The 17,581-nt window shown below is 68.1% G+C and carries 19 protein-coding genes; 9 read left to right on the forward strand and 10 right to left on the reverse strand.

The annotated features are described in order from the left end of the window. The first annotated feature begins 106 nt into the window (after window positions 1-106). Window positions 107-1,591, forward strand: a complete 1,485-nt coding sequence (locus ACWDAG_RS15435; RefSeq protein ID WP_450696099.1) for a YibE/F family protein — start codon at window positions 107-109, stop codon at window positions 1,589-1,591. Window positions 1,592-1,727: 136 nt separating this feature from the next. On the opposite strand, the gene ACWDAG_RS15440 is transcribed toward ACWDAG_RS15435, so the two are convergent. The 4 genes from ACWDAG_RS15440 to ACWDAG_RS15455 all read right to left on the reverse strand — a co-directional run bounded on the left by ACWDAG_RS15440 (window position 1,728) and on the right by ACWDAG_RS15455 (window position 4,078). Beyond that, a complete protein-coding gene (locus ACWDAG_RS15440; RefSeq protein ID WP_450696100.1) occupies window positions 1,728-2,165 on the reverse strand; it encodes an SsgA family sporulation/cell division regulator in 438 nt (145 codons plus the stop codon). A 99-nt stretch (window positions 2,166-2,264) separates the two neighbouring features. Continuing rightward, complete coding sequence (locus ACWDAG_RS15445; RefSeq protein WP_450696101.1) at window positions 2,265-3,092, reverse strand: IclR family transcriptional regulator; 828 nt, start codon at window positions 3,090-3,092, stop codon at window positions 2,265-2,267. Between the two features lie 306 nt (window positions 3,093-3,398). Continuing rightward, complete coding sequence (locus ACWDAG_RS15450) at window positions 3,399-3,611, reverse strand: DUF5326 family protein (RefSeq protein WP_123966204.1); 213 nt, start codon at window positions 3,609-3,611, stop codon at window positions 3,399-3,401. 149 nt (window positions 3,612-3,760) lie between these two features. Next, window positions 3,761-4,078: a cupin domain-containing protein gene (locus tag ACWDAG_RS15455; RefSeq protein ID WP_099930040.1), complete on the reverse strand. Its 318-nt coding sequence runs from the start codon at window positions 4,076-4,078 to the stop codon at window positions 3,761-3,763. Between the two features lie 59 nt (window positions 4,079-4,137). Between ACWDAG_RS15455 and ACWDAG_RS15460 the strand changes: the two genes are divergently transcribed. The 5 genes from ACWDAG_RS15460 (at window position 4,138) to ACWDAG_RS15480 (ending at window position 7,881) form a co-directional block, all read left to right on the forward strand. Continuing rightward, window positions 4,138-4,515 carry a phage holin family protein gene (locus ACWDAG_RS15460; RefSeq protein WP_450696102.1) on the forward strand — a complete coding sequence of 126 codons (378 nt, stop codon included), beginning with the start codon at window positions 4,138-4,140 and terminating at the stop codon, window positions 4,513-4,515. Window positions 4,516-4,522: 7 nt separating this feature from the next. Beyond that, window positions 4,523-5,014 carry a low molecular weight protein-tyrosine-phosphatase gene (locus tag ACWDAG_RS15465; protein ID WP_450696103.1) on the forward strand — a complete coding sequence of 164 codons (492 nt, stop codon included), beginning with the start codon at window positions 4,523-4,525 and terminating at the stop codon, window positions 5,012-5,014. Further along, window positions 5,011-6,162: a cystathionine gamma-lyase gene (locus ACWDAG_RS15470; RefSeq protein ID WP_450696104.1), complete on the forward strand. Its 1,152-nt coding sequence runs from the start codon at window positions 5,011-5,013 to the stop codon at window positions 6,160-6,162. The genes ACWDAG_RS15465 and ACWDAG_RS15470 overlap by 4 nt, the downstream gene beginning before the upstream one ends. A 242-nt stretch (window positions 6,163-6,404) precedes the next feature. Then, window positions 6,405-7,310: a LysR family transcriptional regulator gene (locus tag ACWDAG_RS15475; RefSeq protein WP_450696105.1), complete on the forward strand. Its 906-nt coding sequence runs from the start codon at window positions 6,405-6,407 to the stop codon at window positions 7,308-7,310. An 88-nt stretch (window positions 7,311-7,398) separates the two neighbouring features. After that, the gene (locus tag ACWDAG_RS15480) at window positions 7,399-7,881 is read left to right on the forward strand and encodes an NUDIX domain-containing protein (protein WP_123966210.1); all 483 of its coding nucleotides are present in this window, start codon (window positions 7,399-7,401) and stop codon (window positions 7,879-7,881) included. Window positions 7,882-7,896: 15 nt separating this feature from the next. Here ACWDAG_RS15480 and ACWDAG_RS15485 read toward each other — a convergent pair whose 3' ends face one another. Then, a complete protein-coding gene (locus ACWDAG_RS15485; protein WP_450696106.1) occupies window positions 7,897-9,399 on the reverse strand; it encodes a globin domain-containing protein in 1,503 nt (500 codons plus the stop codon). A gap of 412 nt (window positions 9,400-9,811) precedes the next feature. Further along, entirely contained in the window at window positions 9,812-10,444 is a 633-nt protein-coding gene (locus ACWDAG_RS15490) for an HAD family hydrolase (RefSeq protein WP_450696107.1), read from the reverse strand. A 191-nt stretch (window positions 10,445-10,635) separates the two neighbouring features. On the opposite strand from ACWDAG_RS15490, the gene ACWDAG_RS15495 reads away from it, so the two are divergent. Both ACWDAG_RS15495 and ACWDAG_RS15500 read left to right on the forward strand, forming a co-directional pair. Beyond that, the gene (locus ACWDAG_RS15495; RefSeq protein ID WP_450696108.1) at window positions 10,636-11,502 is read left to right on the forward strand and encodes a GNAT family N-acetyltransferase; all 867 of its coding nucleotides are present in this window, start codon (window positions 10,636-10,638) and stop codon (window positions 11,500-11,502) included. 39 nt (window positions 11,503-11,541) lie between these two features. Then, a complete protein-coding gene (locus ACWDAG_RS15500) occupies window positions 11,542-11,994 on the forward strand; it encodes an N-acetyltransferase family protein (RefSeq protein WP_450696109.1) in 453 nt (150 codons plus the stop codon). 53 nt (window positions 11,995-12,047) lie between these two features. Here ACWDAG_RS15500 and ACWDAG_RS15505 read toward each other — a convergent pair whose 3' ends face one another. Beyond that, window positions 12,048-13,439 (reverse strand): serine hydrolase domain-containing protein, encoded by a 1,392-nt coding sequence (locus tag ACWDAG_RS15505; protein ID WP_450696110.1) that lies wholly within the window; start codon window positions 13,437-13,439, stop codon window positions 12,048-12,050. A gap of 67 nt (window positions 13,440-13,506) precedes the next feature. Continuing rightward, window positions 13,507-14,985, reverse strand: coding sequence for a replicative DNA helicase (dnaB, locus tag ACWDAG_RS15510; protein ID WP_450696111.1), 1,479 nt, complete (start codon window positions 14,983-14,985; stop codon window positions 13,507-13,509). A 462-nt stretch (window positions 14,986-15,447) separates the two neighbouring features. On the opposite strand from dnaB, the gene ACWDAG_RS15515 reads away from it, so the two are divergent. After that, window positions 15,448-16,785 (forward strand): MATE family efflux transporter, encoded by a 1,338-nt coding sequence (locus ACWDAG_RS15515; RefSeq protein WP_450696112.1) that lies wholly within the window; start codon window positions 15,448-15,450, stop codon window positions 16,783-16,785. Between the two features lie 130 nt (window positions 16,786-16,915). Here the strand turns inward: ACWDAG_RS15515 and rplI are convergent, their stop codons facing one another. Beyond that, window positions 16,916-17,362 (reverse strand): 50S ribosomal protein L9, encoded by a 447-nt coding sequence (gene rplI / locus ACWDAG_RS15520; RefSeq protein ID WP_030938854.1) that lies wholly within the window; start codon window positions 17,360-17,362, stop codon window positions 16,916-16,918. An 18-nt stretch (window positions 17,363-17,380) separates the two neighbouring features. Further along, the coding region (gene rpsR, locus ACWDAG_RS15525; RefSeq protein ID WP_450696113.1) for a 30S ribosomal protein S18 at window positions 17,381-17,581 on the reverse strand (201 nt) is incomplete at its 5' end.

Raw genomic sequence — 17,581 nt, forward strand, 5'->3', positions numbered from 1 at the left:
TCAGCCCGGTGCTCCGAGCTCCCGCGTGTGCAAAGGTGCCTCCACGCTAGCCTCAATTCGGGCGCGCTGAACAGAGGGCCCCTGTCGTTCTTGCGATGATCGGGCGGTGACCACGACACATCAGCCCCCGTACCCCCCTCCGGAGCCGCCCCGCGGGCACGGCTCCGGTGCCGGCGGCGGTCTCGGTCCCGGGGCCGGGCACCACCACGGGCCGGGAGCCGGCGCGGGACATGGCCACGAGTCCGGTGGCAGGCACGAGCCGGGACACGGCCATGGTTCCGGTGGCGGGCACGGTCACTCGCACAGCCACGGTCCCGCGACCCCCGTCTCCAAGCACCTGCGCAAGGTCATCGCCGCCATCCTCATCCCGTTCGCCGCGGCCGTGGCGGTCGGGCTCGTGGTCCTGTGGCCCGGCGGTGCCCCACCGCACCAGCGCACCGGTGTGGGTTTCGACCGGCAGACCCAGCAGGCGACGGTCACCCAGGTCGTGAGCGTGAGCTGCAAGTCGGTGAACGCCTCGGGCGAGACCCCGACGGGCGACACCTCCACCGCCGAGGGAGCCTCCGCCCAGCAGCAGGCGAACGGCACCTGCAAGAAGGCGACGATCCGCGTCGACTCGGGCAAGGACAAGGGCCGCACGTTCACCGAGATCGTGCAGCCGGACCAGTCACGGCAACTGCACGAGGGCGAGAAGGTCGTGGCCGCCTATGAGCCCTCCGCGCCGAAGGACCTGCAGTACTCGGTCGCCGATGTGAACCGCAGGTTCCCCATGGCGCTGCTGGCCGGCATCTTCGCGCTCGCCGTCGTGGTGGTGGGCCGGATGCGCGGGCTGATGGCCCTGATCGCGCTGGCCGTCAGCTTCATGGTGCTGACCTTCTTCATCCTCCCCGCGATCCTGCAGGGATCCAATCCACTGCTCGTGGCGGTGATCGGATCGAGCGCCATCATGCTGATCGCGCTCTACATGTGTCATGGCCTGTCGGCCCGTACATCCGTGGCAGTGCTGGGCACGCTGCTCTCGCTGGTGCTGATCGGCTTGCTCGGCTCCGAGTTCATCGGCTGGGCCGCGCTGACCGGCAACACGGACGACAACACCGGTCTGATCCATGGCCTGTATCCGTCGATCGACATGAGTGGCCTGCTGCTCGCGGGCGTCATCATCGGCTCGCTCGGTGTCCTCGACGATGTGACGGTCACCCAGACCTCGGCGGTCTGGGAACTGCACGAAGCGAATCCGTCGATGGGCTGGCGGGGGCTGTACCGGGCGGGCATCCGCATCGGCCGCGACCACATCGCCTCCGTCGTCAACACCCTCGTCCTCGCCTACGCGGGCGCCGCCCTGCCGTTGCTGCTGCTCTTCTCCATCGCGCAGAGCGGTGTGGGGACGGTCGCCAACAGCGAACTGGTGGCGGAAGAGATCGTACGCACGCTGGTGGGCTCGATCGGCCTGGTCGCCTCGGTGCCGGTCACGACGCTGCTCGCGGCACTGGTGGTCGCGGCCGACCGTCCCGGCCCTGAGCAGGCGGCAGGCACGATGGGCGCAGCACCTGGTGTGGCGCGCACGGGGCGGGGCCGACGGCGCAAGCGGTGAGGCCAGGAGGGGCACTCCGACACGAGTGAACGGATGGTTGAGGCAGTTCGGGCTCCAGCCGCCCTGCGCATGGAGAAGCGTTACTTCGCCCTCTGCATCCCACGCAGAAGCGTTCCGGTCCCCCCGTGGTCACGCCTCAGCCCGCGCTCTGCTCCTCCGCCAGGATGCGGTCCAGGGCCTCGTCGAGGTGGGCGTCGAAGTCGGCGAGGGAGCCCTCCTGACCGAGTGGCACCAGCTTGTCGGTGCGATCGAGGAAAGCGATGAGCGAGGCCGTGGACGCACGGAAGAGCGCCTGGTCGCGGCCGACCTGAAGCCGGATCAGCACCTCGGCCAGGGAGTCCGGTTCGGCGGGTGAGACGCGCACATCTCCTTCCCCGCACGGCCGACACACCCCGTCGATGAGCAGCTCACGACCGAATGCCCAGGTCACCGGCGCATCGCCGGGCAGGTGGAAGGTCAGCCTCACGGCATAGGGATCACAGCTCTCGTAGCCCAGCTCCACCGGGATGCGGAAGGAGAGTTCCTCGGACACGAGAAAGCTCATCATGACCTCTGCCTGTACGGACTCGCGCATCGCCTAACCCCGTCATGTGAAGCCGACCGGCTGGGAGTGATCCCCTGACACTGGTGGAATCTTGCTGAACGTACACGACAGATCACAAGGAGTGAGTTTTCAGATACTGATAGAGAGCGCGAGTGACCCCATCAGCCGCCCGATTTCGCTCTGCAGTTGCCGGGCCGCGGACATCAGCCGATCGGCCTGATGGGAGGGCAGAGAAATGGCCATCGTCGCGGCCGTCGTGCCCACGGTGATCGGAATAGCTGCGCAGACCGTGCCCAGCGCGTACTCCTGCCGCTCCGTCACCGGCTCCATCCGCCGGGTCCGCTCCAGCCGCCGCAGCAGGGCCTGGTTGTCACGGACGGTGTACGGGGTGATGGACTGCACGGGGTAACGGTCGAGGTGGTCGCGGCGGGCCGCGTCGTCCAGCTGCGAGAGCAGGCACTGGCCGATCGCATGCGCGTGTGCGGTCTCGCGGAAGTCGGCCCACTCCTCGACGGCCGGATTGCCCGGAGTGTCGGAGACACACATGACCTCGATCTCGCCGTCCCGGTACACGGCGTAGTACACGGGCACACCGATCGCGTCCCGCCAGCCCGCGAGTGCGTCGACGATCGTGCTGCGACGTTTCTGCTGGGCTCCGCTGCTGCTCAGTCGCACCGCCGCGTCACCAAGGAAGAACAGGCCCTTGTCCCGGCGCAGATAGCCCTCGTGGACGAGGGTGCGCAGCAGGTGGTACGCCGTGGGAAGCGCCAGTCCCGTCTCGCGGGCCAGCTGTTTGGCGGGGGCTCCGTACTCGTGCCCGGCGACGCATTCCAGTAGGCGCATCGCGCGCTGGACGGATCCGATGAGTGTCGCGGACTGCGGCTGCGCCGGAGCGGTTTCCGGTGCCGGCTGCACCGGTGGTGCGGTCAGGCGCGACGATGCGGGTGGTGCCGTCACGCGCTCCTGAGTGGAGGGGCCTGGCTGCTCGGGGGGCCTGATGCGGCGTCCGGGGGCGGGGGTGGGGGGTACGTGGGGGTCCGTGGGTGCGGTGTCTACCGTGGCCAAGGGGCACTCCCGAAGCGCGAGGGGGCTGCCCGTGCTGTGGGGAACACGGGAGGGGTGTACGCCGCTCGCGGGGTCGCCCCCGCGTCGAATTCCGGACTCTAATGGCCAGATGGCGCCTTCAGGCGCCCTGTCCGGAAAACTTCCCTCGCGCGAGGGAACCGGTGATTCCTGTTACCGATCACCGGTTTCCCAGGGCCCTCACCAGTCGCTGCGCGACGAGGAACTCGACGTGAACTTCCGCACGACGTAGATCAGTCCGCCGACCAGTGCCACGAAGACCAGCACCTTGAACAGCAGCCCGATGACGAAGCCGACGACGCTGGCTATCAGCCCGCCGAACACGACGAGGGCGATGACCGGCACCGCGATCCACTTCACCCACCACGGCAGTCCGCCGAAGATCTCACCCATTGCGCTCGTCCTTACCTCTCCGCCCGGCTGCTGTGCAGGGGCCCTTTGATGTCCTGCACTCGATGCTAGGGCCGACAGGGGCCCCGGCGGGGGCCTCGCATCCCTTGTCCTCCCCTGACCGATCCCCTAGGGAACCCCGAGACGGCGGGTCAGCTTTCCGGCGGAGAGAACACCACGAGCACCCGCAGGTCCTCGCTGATGTGGTGGAACTTGTGGGCGACGCCGGCCGGCACGTACACCACGCTGCCGCGGGCGACCTCGGTGGTCTCCAGGCCGACGGTGATCGAGGCGCGGCCGCTCACGACGAAGTAGACCTCGTCCTGGTTGTGCGGCTTCTGTGGATCATGTTCGCCGGCATTGAGCGCATACAGACCGACGGACATGTGCCGCTCACGCAGAAACTGCAGGTAGGCACCCTCGTTGGCGGCACGTTCCGCCTCCAGTTCGTCCAGCCGGAATGCCTTCATCGCCCTTGTCGCCCTCGTCCCACTGCTCGTGACCGATCTCGTCTGCCACGATCAGACACATGAAGAATTTTGTAGTCAAGACGATCGCCAACGCAGGTGCCCTGGCGGTCGCCGTATGGCTGCTCGACAAGATCACCCTGACCGGTGACAGCACGGGCAAGAAGGCCGGCACCCTGATCGTCGTCGCTCTGATCTTCGGCTTGGTGAACTTCCTGGTCAAGCCGATCGTGAAGCTGCTGACCTTCCCTCTGTTCATTCTGACGCTGGGTCTGATCACCCTGGTGGTCAACGCACTGATGCTGCTGCTCACCTCGTGGCTGGCCGACAAGCTCGACCTGAGTTTCCACGTCGAGGGCTTCTGGACGGCGGTCCTGGGCGGCCTGATCATCTCCATCGTGTCCTGGGCGCTCCACGTCGTCCTGCCCGACAACGACTGAGCACGCGATGAGCTACCGCGTCTGCTTCGTCTGCACCGGCAACATCTGCCGCTCCCCGATGGCCGAATCCGTTTTCCGTGCCCGCGTTACGGAGGCGGGACTCGACGGCCTGGTCGAGGTCGACAGCGCCGGCACGGGCGGCTGGCACGAGGGCGACGGCGCCGACCCGCGCACCGTCTCCGTCCTGGAGGAGAACGGCTACGACAGCGGCCACACGGCACGGCAGTTCCAGCCGTCGTGGTTCTCCCGCCTGGACCTCGTCATCGCCCTCGACACCGGCCATCTCAGGGCCCTGCGCCGCCTCGCACCCACTCAGGAGGACGCGGCGAAGGTGCGGCTGCTCCGCTCCTACGATCCCGTGGCGGGCGACGACCTCGACGTACCGGACCCGTACTACGGGGGCATGGACGGCTTCGAGGAGTGCCTTGAGATGGTGGAGGCGGCGAGCGAGGGTCTGCTCGCCGCAGTACGTGAGCAAGTGGAGGTGGAGGCGGTATGAGCGATCCCGGAACGGGCCCGTCGACGGGCAGCGGTGACGGCACCCGCGCAGTGCGGGCCGGGCTGCCCGAGCCGGCGAAGAACCAGCCGCACCTGCCCGGGCCGGCGTTCGCCGCCCACTATCACCTGCCGGGTGACGTCGACGGCCCGTACACCTACGGGCGCGACCAGAACCCGACCTGGAGCCTGCTGGAGCGGGCCATCGGCGAGCTGGAGGCACCCGGGCAGGAGGGCGTCGAGACGCTCGCCTTCGCCTCCGGGATGGCCGCCATCTCGGCGGTGGTCTTCTCCCGACTGCGCGCAGGCGACACGGTCGTCCTGCCCAGCGACGGCTACCAGGTGCTCCCCATGGTGCGCGAGCAGCTGGAGGCGTACGGCGTCGAGGTGCGCACGGCACCGACCGGCGGCGACGCCCAGCTCGACGTCCTCGACGGCGCGAAGCTGCTGTGGATCGAGTCGCCCTCCAACCCGGGGCTCGACGTGTGCGACATCCGGCGGCTCGTCGAGGCGGCACACGCGCGTGGCGCCCTCGTCGCCGTCGACAACACCCTCGCCACGCCGCTGGGCCAGCGTCCGCTGGAACTCGGCGCGGACTTCGCCGTGGCCAGCGGCACCAAACAGCTCACCGGGCACGGGGACGTCCTGCTCGGCTATGTCGTCGGCCGCGACGCGGAAACCATGGCTGCCGTACGCCGCTGGCGCAAGATCGTCGGCGCGATTCCTGGGCCCATGGAGGCCTGGCTCGCGCACCGTTCGATCGCCACGCTCCAGTTGCGCGTCGACCGGCAGTGCGCGACGGCTCTGACCGTCGCCGAGGCGCTGCGGAAGCGGCCCGAGGTGACAGGCCTGCGGTACCCGGGCCTGCCCGAAGACCCCTCGCACAAGATCGCCTCGCAGCAGATGCGCCGCTACGGATGCGTGGTCTCCTTCACGCTGCCCACGCGCGCGCGTGCCGACCGTTTTCTCGATGCCCTGCGGCTCGTGGACGACGCGACGAGCTTCGGCGGGGTGCGGTCGACGGCCGAGCGGCGCGGGCGCTGGGGCGGGGACGCAGTGCCGGAGGGCTTCATCCGCTTCTCGGTCGGCGCCGAGGACCCCGATGACCTGGTGGCGGATGTGCTCCGCGCGCTGGACGCGTCGGCGCAATGACGGCATCGGCGACTGCCTTACGGTCGCCGGGTCGATGCCCGGCTACGCACAACGGACGGTCCGAGCCTCCCCCCTCGTGGCTCGGACCGTCCTCGGTTCCGCGCGCGAAGAACCGCGCGACCAAGGCTAGTTGACTCTGTGTCAGTGTCCAATCACAGTAGCGACAGAGACCTATCGACTTATTTATAGTTGGGCCCTGCCTGGGGGCCGGGAGAAGGGCAGGGAACTGGGGAGGGCGAACCATGGATCTGGCCTTGCTGCGCACTTTCGTGACCGTGCACCGGGCCGGCTCCTTCACCCGCGCCGCCGCGCTGCTCGGCCTGTCGCAGCCGGCCGTGACCTCGCAGATCCGCACACTGGAGCGGCAGCTGGGCCGCCCTCTGTTCCTGCGTCAGGCCCGCGGAGTGACCCCGACGACCATCGGGGACGAACTCGCGCACAAGGCCGCTCCGCATCTCGACGCCCTGGTGGAGATCGCCGAGACCGGCCTCGACGACGAGTCCGCCTTACGAACCCTGCATCTCGCCGGTCCTCCTGAGTTCACCGCGGAACGGGCATTGCCCGCCCTCACGGAGCTGACCGGGGAGGACGGCCAGGGCTTCGCGCTGCGCGCTTCCTTCGGGAACGCCGAGGAAGCCCTGGAGGGACTCGCCGCCGGACATCACGATCTGGCCATCTGTACGGCCCGCCCACGCGGTGCCCTGCTCACGGCGACTCCGCTCTGCGACGAAGAGCATGTCCTTGTCGCCGCCCCGGAGCGGGCCGAGCAGATAGGCCCCGGGAAGCCGCGCCGCAAGGGAGCACCCGCCCTGGAGGACGTCCCCGTGATCGAGGTGCACGAGTCGCTGCCCTTCGTCTCCCGCTACTGGGCCTCCGTCTTCGACTCCCGTCCGGCGGCGCCGGGCATGGTCATCGTTCCCGACCTGCGTGCGGTCCTGGCCTGCGCCGTCGCGGGCGCGGGGCTCGCGGTACTGCCCCGTTATCTGTGCGGGGACGCCCTGGATCGCGGCGAGATCGTCGCCCTCCACGAACCCCCGGTACCTCCGCTGCGCACGTACTTCCTGGTGGTCCGCACCGGCACCCTCGCGATGCCACACATCGCGAGGGCTCACGAATGGCTGCTGCGAGCGGCCGTCGACTGGTGCTGACCAGCACTTTCCCGGCCATCACGGGGTGAGCTCGACCGGTGACATCCCGCGATGTTTCACGTGGAACCAACCGGGCCACATTTCTCCCATGACCGTCCGACCCGTGGTCAAGCGCACCGCACGTGCCGTTCTGCTGGACGGCGACAACCTGATCCTGATCAAGCGCACCAAACCCGGTGTCGATCCCTACTGGGTCACTCCCGGTGGCGGCGTCGAGCCCGGCGACACGACCGTCGTCGACGCTCTGCACCGCGAGGTGTACGAGGAACTCGGCGCCAAGATCACCGACGTGGTGCCCTGCTTCGTGGACACCGTGGAACACATCGGCGAGGACGGCGGCGCAACCGGCGTGAAGGTGCAGCACTTCTTCGTCTGCCGGCTGGAGTCGATGGACACGTCCCTGCGGCACGGCCCCGAGGTGGACGAACCCGCCGGTGAGTACGAGATCGTGCGGGTGCCGTTCACCCGCGTCGGGATCGCCTCCGTACATCTCGTACCGCTCTCCCTGCGGCACTACCTGGACGGCAACATCGAGGGCGTACGCGCCATGCACGCCCCGGACCTGGGCTGATACCCCCGCGCCGGATCAGTCTCCGGTGGCGACGAGTTCCTCCACCGCGTCGTGCCGTATTCGCTCCGACGGGATGCCGATGTTCCTGAGCGCGTCCACCCCGCTGCGGATCATTCCGGGCGGGCCCGACAGATAGGCGTCGAACTCGTTCCACGGCCCGTACTCGCGTATGGCGTCCGGGAGCTGGAGATGGGCCTGCTGGTCGATGACCGCACGGACCGAGAGCCACGGGTGGGACTGCTGAAGCCTGAGCATCGTGTCGATGTCGTAGAGGTCGTGGTCGGTGCGGGCGCCGTAGAACACCTCGACCGTCCGCCGTTCGCCGTGCTCGGCGACGTCCTCCACCAGAGCCTTGATGGGTGCTATGCCGGTGCCGCCGCCCAGGCACAGCAGTCCGCTGTCGGTGGTGTGATCGACGGTCATCGAACCGGCCGGCGGACCGAGGCGGATGATGTCGCCGGGGCGGGCGCGGTGCACCAGGGCGTTGGAGACCCAGCCCGCGGGGACGGCCTTCACATGGAACGTCAGCAGACCGTCGGAGCGGGGTGCCGAGGCGAAGGAGTAGTGCCGCCAGATCCTCGGCCACCAGGGCGTCTCCAGGCTCGTGTACTGCCCGGCGAGGAACGGATAAGGCTGGTCGGGGCGGACCGTGACGACCGCCACGTCCGGAGTCCTGAGGTCGTGCGCGACGATCTCGGCGTACCACCAGGCCGGGGCACGCAGTTCGTCCACGGCCGCTGCGTCGATCATGACCTGCGAGATGGTCGTGTACGCCCGGACCCAGGCCGCCTCCGTCTCCGCGTCCCAGATGTCTGAGGCGTACTTGCTCAGCGCGCCGATCAGGCACTCGCCGACGGCCGGGTAGTGCTCGGCCCTGGTGCCGTACTTGCGGTGACCACGGCCGAGGTTCTGCAGATACGCGACGAGGACCTCGGTGTTGTCCATGTGCTCGGCCGCCGTGAGCAGCGCCTTGAGCAGCCGGTCGCGCTGGGTGTCCATCGCGGCCGGGAACAGCGACCGCAGATCGGGGTGTCGGACGAAGAGCAGCGCGTAGAAGTACGAGGTGACCTTGTCGGCGATCGGCGCCACCTCGGCCATGGTCCGACGGATGAGAAGAGCGTCCGGTGACGCGCTCTCGGCGCCGACTTGAGCGGCGGGCTCCTGCGGCCGCCCTGCGGGAGCGGTGGAGCGCTGGCCGGGCGCTCGCAGATCGGCGGAGAGTGCCTCGGGGGAAGTGGGCTCTGCCGGAGGGGGCTGCGCAACTGAGGACTGTGGGGCGGCCGCCGCCGGAGCGGGTTCGGCGGGTGGTACCGACGGCGGAACGTCCTTCGCCGGCTGGTCCTTGTCCGTGTCCGCCGTGGTCCTGCCCATCGGGCGCATCGCGGCGAGGCGGCTGCCTTCGGCCGCTTCACGCTCGCCGTCCGGAGTCGTCGCCGGCTGCGTGCGCGGCGTGAACCAGCCGCCGCCCCCGCCGCCGGAAGTGCCGTTGTCGGCCGACGCGGTGGTCGGAGCGTCCATGGTGTGCCTCGCCTCGAACATCTTTCGGTCGGTCTGCGCACTTCCTCGGTCGGAAGGTGCCTTTTCCCCCGCAGACGGCTTGCTTTCCCCGTTTCATGCCGCGGCCAATGCGGCCACATTCAACCCGGATTCACGTTCTGTACGGACAAGTAAGGCGAGAGTGTGACATTGACCGCAGTGCTCTCACCGCAGCATCCCATCCGGCACGGACACTCCGACCGCATAACCGCAAATGCGGGTCTTCGATCTCTCCGTCCCGTTACGCTGCATCGCCCTGCCCTCGGTCCACACAGGATGTGTACGCCTTGCCCTGCAACGAACCGGAGTCGACCATACCGGCCAACGCTCCGATCACAAGTCCCCCCTTCCTCCACCACGAATGGGAGAGCGGGCGAACCAGCAATTCCTTCAATTACCGGGCGTGACGCACCAATTCATAGGCTTCCCACAGATCCCCACCCATGTACGAGTGTGTCGCGAGACCGGACAGATGGCGGTCCGCATTGACCGCTACCGAGACCGGCACCGCAGTGAAGAGATCCGTGTCCGACAGCGAGTCGCCATAGGCAATGCAGTCCTCCCGGGCCACGCCGAACTCCCCGCAGAGTCGGTCGGCGATCTCGACCTTGGCCGCGGCAGTGAGAACTCCGGACGGATCGACGGGCTCGGTGAACGGCACGGCGGGAAAGAGGGACCCGAATGCCGCGTGCGCGCCCCAACCGATGAGCCGCTCCACAAAGAAGGAGGGCGAGAGCGATACGACGGCACAGTAGTCGCCCACCTGCCTGATCTCCTCCCAGACCTCACGGATGCGCTCCAGCCACGGGGCACCTTCGAAGGCGGCCGACACGTGCACTTCGGTGAGTTCCGTCCACAGCTCGTACACCTGCGCCGCATACTCCGGCGGGCCTATCAGCCCCGCCGAGATCGCCTGATCGAGCGCCACCGTCTCGGCTTCGAGTCCCAGCTGCCGTGAGATCTCCACGGGCGCCGTCGTGCCCTGCAGCAGCGTGCCGTCGAGATCGAAGAGATGCAGTCTCGCCATGGGACCCGAGGCTAACGGGACCCATGGCGACTCCTCGCGTGCCACGTGATGCTCGGTGTTCGCCCGTGTTTCACGTGAAACACCCAACTGCTGTCCGCGCCTGTGCACTTGCCCACCACATGGCCAAAAGCTCCTGCTTCTCGCCGGAAAGAAGTGGACGCCGAGGGCAGCCGTCGGACAGCCTGACCTGCGTGCCGACTCCTTCTCTGCCCCCTCTTGCCGTCCGTCGTCTGACGCTTCGCGATCTCACCGCCTGCGCCGACCTGTCCGAGGACCGGGGGTGGCCGCGCGAGGAGCACAAGTGGGGACTTCTCCTCACAGCCGGGAAGGGATACGGCATCGACGCCCCCGACGGCGGCCTTGTCAGCGCCTGCGTGGTCACCGAGTACGGGCCGCAGGACCACCCCGCTCTCGGGGCCATCGGCATGGTGTTGGTCGCCGAACGGCATGCCCGCCAAGGCATCGGACGCCACCTGATGCGGCACATCGTCTCGGCCATGGGCACCACCCCCCTGACGCTGAATGCGACGCCGTACGGCCGTCCGCTCTACGAAGAACTCGGCTTCAAGGTCATCGGCCGGGCCGAGATGCTCCGCGGGCATTTCACGGTCGGCGGGCCGGAGCCCCAGGTGTTCACACGTGCGGCCACCGCCGAGGATCTCCCTGCGATCCTCCGGCTCGACGAGGAAGTGTTCGGCGCCGACCGCACACCCGTCATCACACGGTTGCCCGCCTTCGCGGACCTACTGCGCGTCGCCGAGGAGGACGGCCGGCTCATCGGGTACGCGGCCGCCTGGCCCAATATGGAGACCCATGTCGTGGGCCCGCTGATTGCCAGGGACACGGAGACGGCAAAGGCACTCATCGCCTCTCTCGCCGCCCACACCGACCGCCCCCTGCGCACCGACATCGACGTACGGCACGAAGAGCTGCTGGCGTGGGCCAAGGAGCGAGGGCTGGCGTCCGTCGCATTCAACGCGGTCATGACGTACGGAATCCCGGTACTGCCTGGCGACTGGACCAGACGATTCGCTCCGCTGACGGTGGCTGCGGGCTGAACCCCGGCCTACAGGGCTCGGATGCGTAGGGTGCGGGATATGGGAGATCTTGAGATACGGCCCGCCACAGCGGACGATGTGCCCGCGATCGTCGCGATGCTCGCCGACGACTCTTTGGGCGCCCAGCGTGAGTCGCCGGACGACCTGACCCCGTATCTGGCCGCGCTGGAACGTCTTGCGTCCGATCCGAACCAGCATCTGGTCGTCGCCGTTCGCGAGGGCCGCGTCGTCGGCACACTTCAGCTCACGGTCATCCCCGGCCTGTCGCGACGCGGCGCCGTCAGATCGATCATCGAAGGTGTCCGCATCCACGCCGATGAGCGCGGCAGCGGCCTGGGCACACAGCTCATCGAGTGGGCGATCGACGAATCCCGGCGACAGGGCTGCCAGTTGGTCCAGCTGACCTCCGACAACACCCGCACCGACGCCCACCGCTTCTACGAGCGGCTCGGCTTCACGGCCTCACACGTGGGCTTCAAGCTCCAATTGTGAGGCCGTGACATGAGGGGTCACGTTTCACGTGAAACAGCGCGGCTGCCGGGCACCTACGCCTGGCCGATCCCCCGCCACCCGTCCGGATCCACTCCACCGGGCACGGAAGCCTCCTCGTCGTACGGCTGACGCGTGAACACGAACGACCCGAGGTCCAGATGGCTCAGGGTCCCGTCCGGGCGCCGTACGGCCTTCAGGAGCTCTCCGGCGTAGTAGCCCTCCAGGCCGGTCCAGGTACCGTCACCGTTCGCCCTGAAACGCGAGCGGCGGCCACTTCCCGACAGCGGCTCCAGGGAGACACCCCCGGCTGCGGCCAACCGCAGGGCGAACGCCTGCGTTCCCCAGTACCAGGGCCCTGCCAACTCCAGCACCGATGCATCGACTTCTGGCAGCGGCCGCCACGGCTCCGGAATGCGGGGCTCTGCCTCGGCGACGATCCGCACGAGATCGGCTCCGACCGTGGACAGCAGGGGGCCGGACGTACAGTTGGCCAGCACCACAGCTGCGACGTCGTCCTCGACACTGAGGGTGAGGTTCGCCAGAAACCCCGGCAGCGACCCGGAGTGCCCCACGAGCAGCCGACCGTCCCGGTGCTGGATCTGCAGCCCCAGCCCGTAGGCGACCCCCTGCACGACATCCGCCGCCTCGGCCGGCGCAGCCGGCGTTCGCATCTCTCTCACGGTCTCGGCACTCAGTACCCGGTCGTCGCCCTGTGCCAGGAAGGCAGCGAAACGCGCCAAGTCACCCGTGGTGGACCAGAGTTGCCCCGCGGGGGCCATCCGTCCCAGGTCCTCGGCGGGTTCGGGCAGCATGACATCGGCCCAGGGGTGCACGGCCCATCCACCCGCATGGGGCGCCTGAGGGTGACCACTCGTACGGTCGAGGCCCAGAGGTTCGAGCACTTCACGCCGAAGTACCTCATCCCACGGTGCCGCACGCAGCTTCTCGACCAGCGCCCCCAGCACGGTGTAGCCGGGATTGGAGTAATGGAAGCGGCGGCCCACCGGATGCAGGAGAGGCTGCTCTCCCAGGACGTCCGAGAGTTCGGGACGCAGGGATCCCGGAGTGCGCTCCCACCACGGGGCGGGCGACTCCGCCGCCAGCCCGCTCGTGTGGGCGAGGAGATCGGCGATGGTGGCCTCCCCCGCACCGGTTCCCGGCAGATGCTTCTCCAACGGGTCGCCGAGATCGAGCAGCCCCTCGTCACGCAGCCGAAGCACCAGAACTGCGGTGAAGGTCTTGGTGATCGAACCGATGCGGTACTGCACAGTCTCGTCCGGACCATGCCCGTCCACCGAGGTCCGCGCGCCGTGCCACACGGGCCGTCCGCCCCTCACCACCGCCGCGACCAGCGACGGTGCACGTCCTTCGGCCTGCGCCACTGCGATGCGGTGCAGCAGCGCCCGTCGCGTACCGGGGAGCAGCTCTTCCTGAGGTGTTGTCATGGGCCCAGTCCATCCCGCGGGACACTCGGCCGTCGAGTTCATTTGTCCGGCACGGGGATCTGCCGGATCAGGTCTGCGCCATGTCCACGAACCGCGAGTAGTGGCCCTGGAAGGCGACCGTGATCGTCGCCGTCGGGCCGTTACGGTGCTTGGCCACGATCAGGTCGGCCTCGCCCGCACGCGGCGACTCCTTCTCGTAGGCGTCCTCGCGGTGAAGCAGGATGACCATGTCGGCGTCCTGCTCGATGGAGCCGGACTCACGCAGGTCGGAGACCATCGGCTTCTTGTCCGTGCGCTGCTCGGGACCACGGTTCAGCTGGGACAGCGCGATGACCGGAATCTCCAGCTCCTTGGCGAGGAGCTTGAGGTTACGGGACATGTCCGAGACCTCCTGCTGACGGTTCTCGGCACGCTTGGAGCCGCCGGACTGCATCAGCTGGAGGTAGTCGATGACCACCAGTCTGATGTCGTTGCGCTGCTTGAGACGGCGGCACTTGGCGCGGATCTCCATCATCGACAGGTTCGGGGAGTCGTCGATGAACAGCGGCGCGGCCGAGACGTCCGGCATCCGTCGGGCCAGCCGTGTCCAGTCCTCGTCGGTCATCGTGCCGGAGCGCATGTGGTGCAGGGCGACACGGGCCTCGGCGGACAACAGACGCATCGCGATCTCGTTGCGCCCCATTTCGAGGGAGAAAATGACGCTCGGAAGGTTGTGCTTGATCGACGCGGCCCGGGCGAAGTCCAGCGCGAGCGTGGACTTGCCCATCGCGGGACGGGCGGCGATGACGATCATCTGGCCGGGGTGCAGGCCATTGGTGAGCGAGTCGAAGTCGGTGAATCCCGTGGGTACACCGGTCATCTCGCCGCTGCGGGAGCCGATCGCCTCGATCTCGTCGAGGGCGCCCTCCATGATGTCGCCGAGGGGCAGGTAGTCCTCGCTGGTGCGCTGCTCGGTGACCGCATAGATCTCGGCCTGGGCGCGGTTGACGATCTCGTCGACGTCGTCGTCGGCCGCGTATCCCATCTGGGTGATGCGGGTGCCCGCCTCGACCAGACGGCGCAGCACCGCGCGTTCGTGGACGATCTCCGCGTAGTACTCGGCGTTGGCCGCAGTCGGCACCGTCTGCACGAGGGTGTGCAGATACGATGCGCCACCGACCTTGTTGATCTCGCCACGCTTGGTGAGTTCGGCGGCGATCGTGATGGGATCGGCCGGCTCGCCCTTGGCGTAGACGTCGAGGATCGCCTGGAAGATCGTCTCGTGCGCCGGCTTGTAGAAGTCGTGGCCCTTGAGAATCTCCACGACGTCGGCGATGGCGTCCTTGGACAGGAGCATGCCGCCGAGGACGGACTGCTCGGCATCCAGATCCTGGGGCGGCACTCGCTCGAAGGACGTACCTCCGCCGTCCCATTCGCCGTTGTCCCGGCCGCGGTCGTGCTGGTCGTCACGGCCCCGGCCCCCGTCGCCGCGTCGACGGGAGGCAGGCAGGCGATCGCTTGGACCGCTGTCGGCCCACGGATCGTCCAAGGGCTCGGAAATACTCACCGAGCCACCTCCTCCCGTCCGCTGCCGCGCGGACCTAGCCATGCCCTCTTTTCTACGGCACGGCACTGACAAATGAGAGGCCCAACTCCGGTTGGTGCACGTCGGCTTTGTGCTGGTTTTCCTTGCCGACGAACGGAGCGGGCGCCGGACCACGGTAGGCCTGCGGGCACCGTCAGCCAATCTGGTTATCCACAGGCCATGTGGACGACGGCCCGGATGCTGTGGAGAACTCCGCAAAACCTGTGCACGACACGGTGGACAGCCCTGTGAACAAGCCTCAGCCTCTTCCGCCCCAACCGCCCTGACCTGCACCTTTCCCGTCCACCGGCTGTGCAGAAGAAAAACTTTCCCAGTCGGGCCAAGATCGCTTCGAACGACGCACGAAAGACCACGCAGCAAGACACAAGGTAAGGGTCAAAAAAGCTTTGCATCTCTTACCTGTGGACGATTAGATTGGTGCTCATGACACAGGCTCCCGCGACCCCCAGGGTCACCCCGCGACAGCACGATCGAGAGATCGTCGCGCTGGCCGTCCCGGCCTTCGGTGCACTCGTCGCCGAGCCCCTCTTCGTCCTGGCCGACAGCGCGATCGTCGGCCACCTCGGCACGGCCCAGCTCGCCGGCCTGGGTGTCGCCTCGGCCCTCCTCACGACAGCAGTCAGCATCTTCGTCTTCCTCGCCTATGCCACCACCGCCGCCGTCGCCCGACGGGTCGGTGCCGGCGACATCCAGGCCGCCATCCGGCAAGGCATGGACGGCGTCTGGCTCGCGCTTCTGCTCGGCGCCGCCGTCATCGTCACCGTGCTGCCCACGGCACCGGCCCTTGTGGCACTCTTCGGCGCCTCGGACAGTGCGGCCCCCTACGCGACCACCTATCTGCGCATCTCGGCTCTCGGCATCCCGGCCATGCTCGTCGTACTCGCCGCGACGGGTGTGCTGCGCGGGCTGCAGGACACCAAGACACCACTCCGGGTCGCCGTCGCCGGCTTTGTCGCCAACGGCGTCCTCAACGCAGGTCTCGTCTACGGCGCCGGACTCGGCATCGCTGGTTCCGCCTGGGGAACCGTCATCGCGCAGTGCGGCATGGCAGCCGTCTACCTCACCGTGGTCGTCCGCGGAGCCCGCAGACACAGCGCCTCACTGCGTCCCGACGCGGCCGGGATACGCGCCTCTGCACAAGCAGGCGTTCCCCTCCTGGTCCGCACACTCTCACTGCGAGCGATCCTGATGATCGCCACAGCCGTCGCCGCCCGACTCGGCGACGCCGACATCGCTGCACACCAGATCATCCTGTCCCTGTGGAGCCTGCTCGCCTTCGCTCTTGACGCCATCGCCATCGCCGGTCAGGCCATCATCGGACGCTATCTCGGCGCCGAGGACGCCGAGGGCGCTCGCAACGCCTGCCGCCGCATGGTGCAGTGGGGCATCGCGGTGGGTGTCGTGCTCGGTGTCCTGGTAGTGGTCGCCCGGCCTGTGTTCCTGCCGCTGTTCACCAGCGACACCGTGGTGAAGGACGCCGCGCTGCCCGCCCTGCTCGTGGTGGCTCTCTCCCAGCCGATCTGCGGCGTCGTCTTCGTCCTGGACGGCGTCCTGATGGGAGCCGGTGACGGCCCCTATCTGGCCTGGGCGATGGTGCTCACCCTTGCCGTCTTCGCCCCATTGGCGCTGCTGGTCCCAGCGCTCGGCGGCGGCCTCACCGCGCTGTGGGCGGCGATGACGCTGATGATGACGGTGCGCATGCTGACCCTTTGGCTGCGGACCCGTTCGGGCCGCTGGATCGTCACGGGCGCCACCCGCTGATGTGTTTCACGTGAAACCGGCGTTTCACGTGAAACGTGTGCGGTCCCGTACCGAACCCGAGCACGAAGAAGGGGCCGCACCCTACATGGGTGCCGCCCCTTCCCTCAGCTGTTCAAGCCGAGCGCGGCGATCAGGCCGCGACAACCTCGATGTTGACCTTGGCGGCAACCTCGGGGTGCAGACGCACGGACGTCTCGTGAGCGCCCAGCGTCTTGATCGGCGCGCCCAGCTCGATGCGGCGCTTGTCGACCTCGGGGCCACCGGAGGCCTTGATCGCCGAGGCGATGTCGGCCGGGGTGACGGAGCCGAAGAGACGACCGGCGTCGCCGGAGCGGACGGCCAGACGGACCTTGACGCCCTCGAGCTGGGCCTTCACCTGGTTGGCCTGCTCGATGGTCTGGATCTCGTGGATCTTGCGAGCGCGACGGATCTGCTCGACGTCCTTCTCGCCACCCTTGGTCCAACGGATAGCGAACTTCCGCGGGATCAGGTAGTTGCGAGCGTAACCGTCCTTGACGTCGACAACGTCGCCCGCGGCGCCGAGGCCGGAGACCTCGTGGGTGAGGATGATCTTCATGTTTCGGTCACCCTTCCCTTATCGCGCGGTGGAGGTGTAGGGCAGCAGCGCCATCTCACGGCTGTTCTTGACGGCCGTGGCGACGTCACGCTGGTGCTGCGTGCAGTTGCCGGTCACGCGGCGGGCACGGATCTTGCCGCGGTCGGAAATGAACTTCCGCAGCATGTTCGTGTCCTTGTAGTCCACGTACGTGACCTTGTCCTTGCAGAAAGCGCAGAC

It is taken from the genome of Streptomyces sp. NPDC001157 (assembly GCF_053598255.1).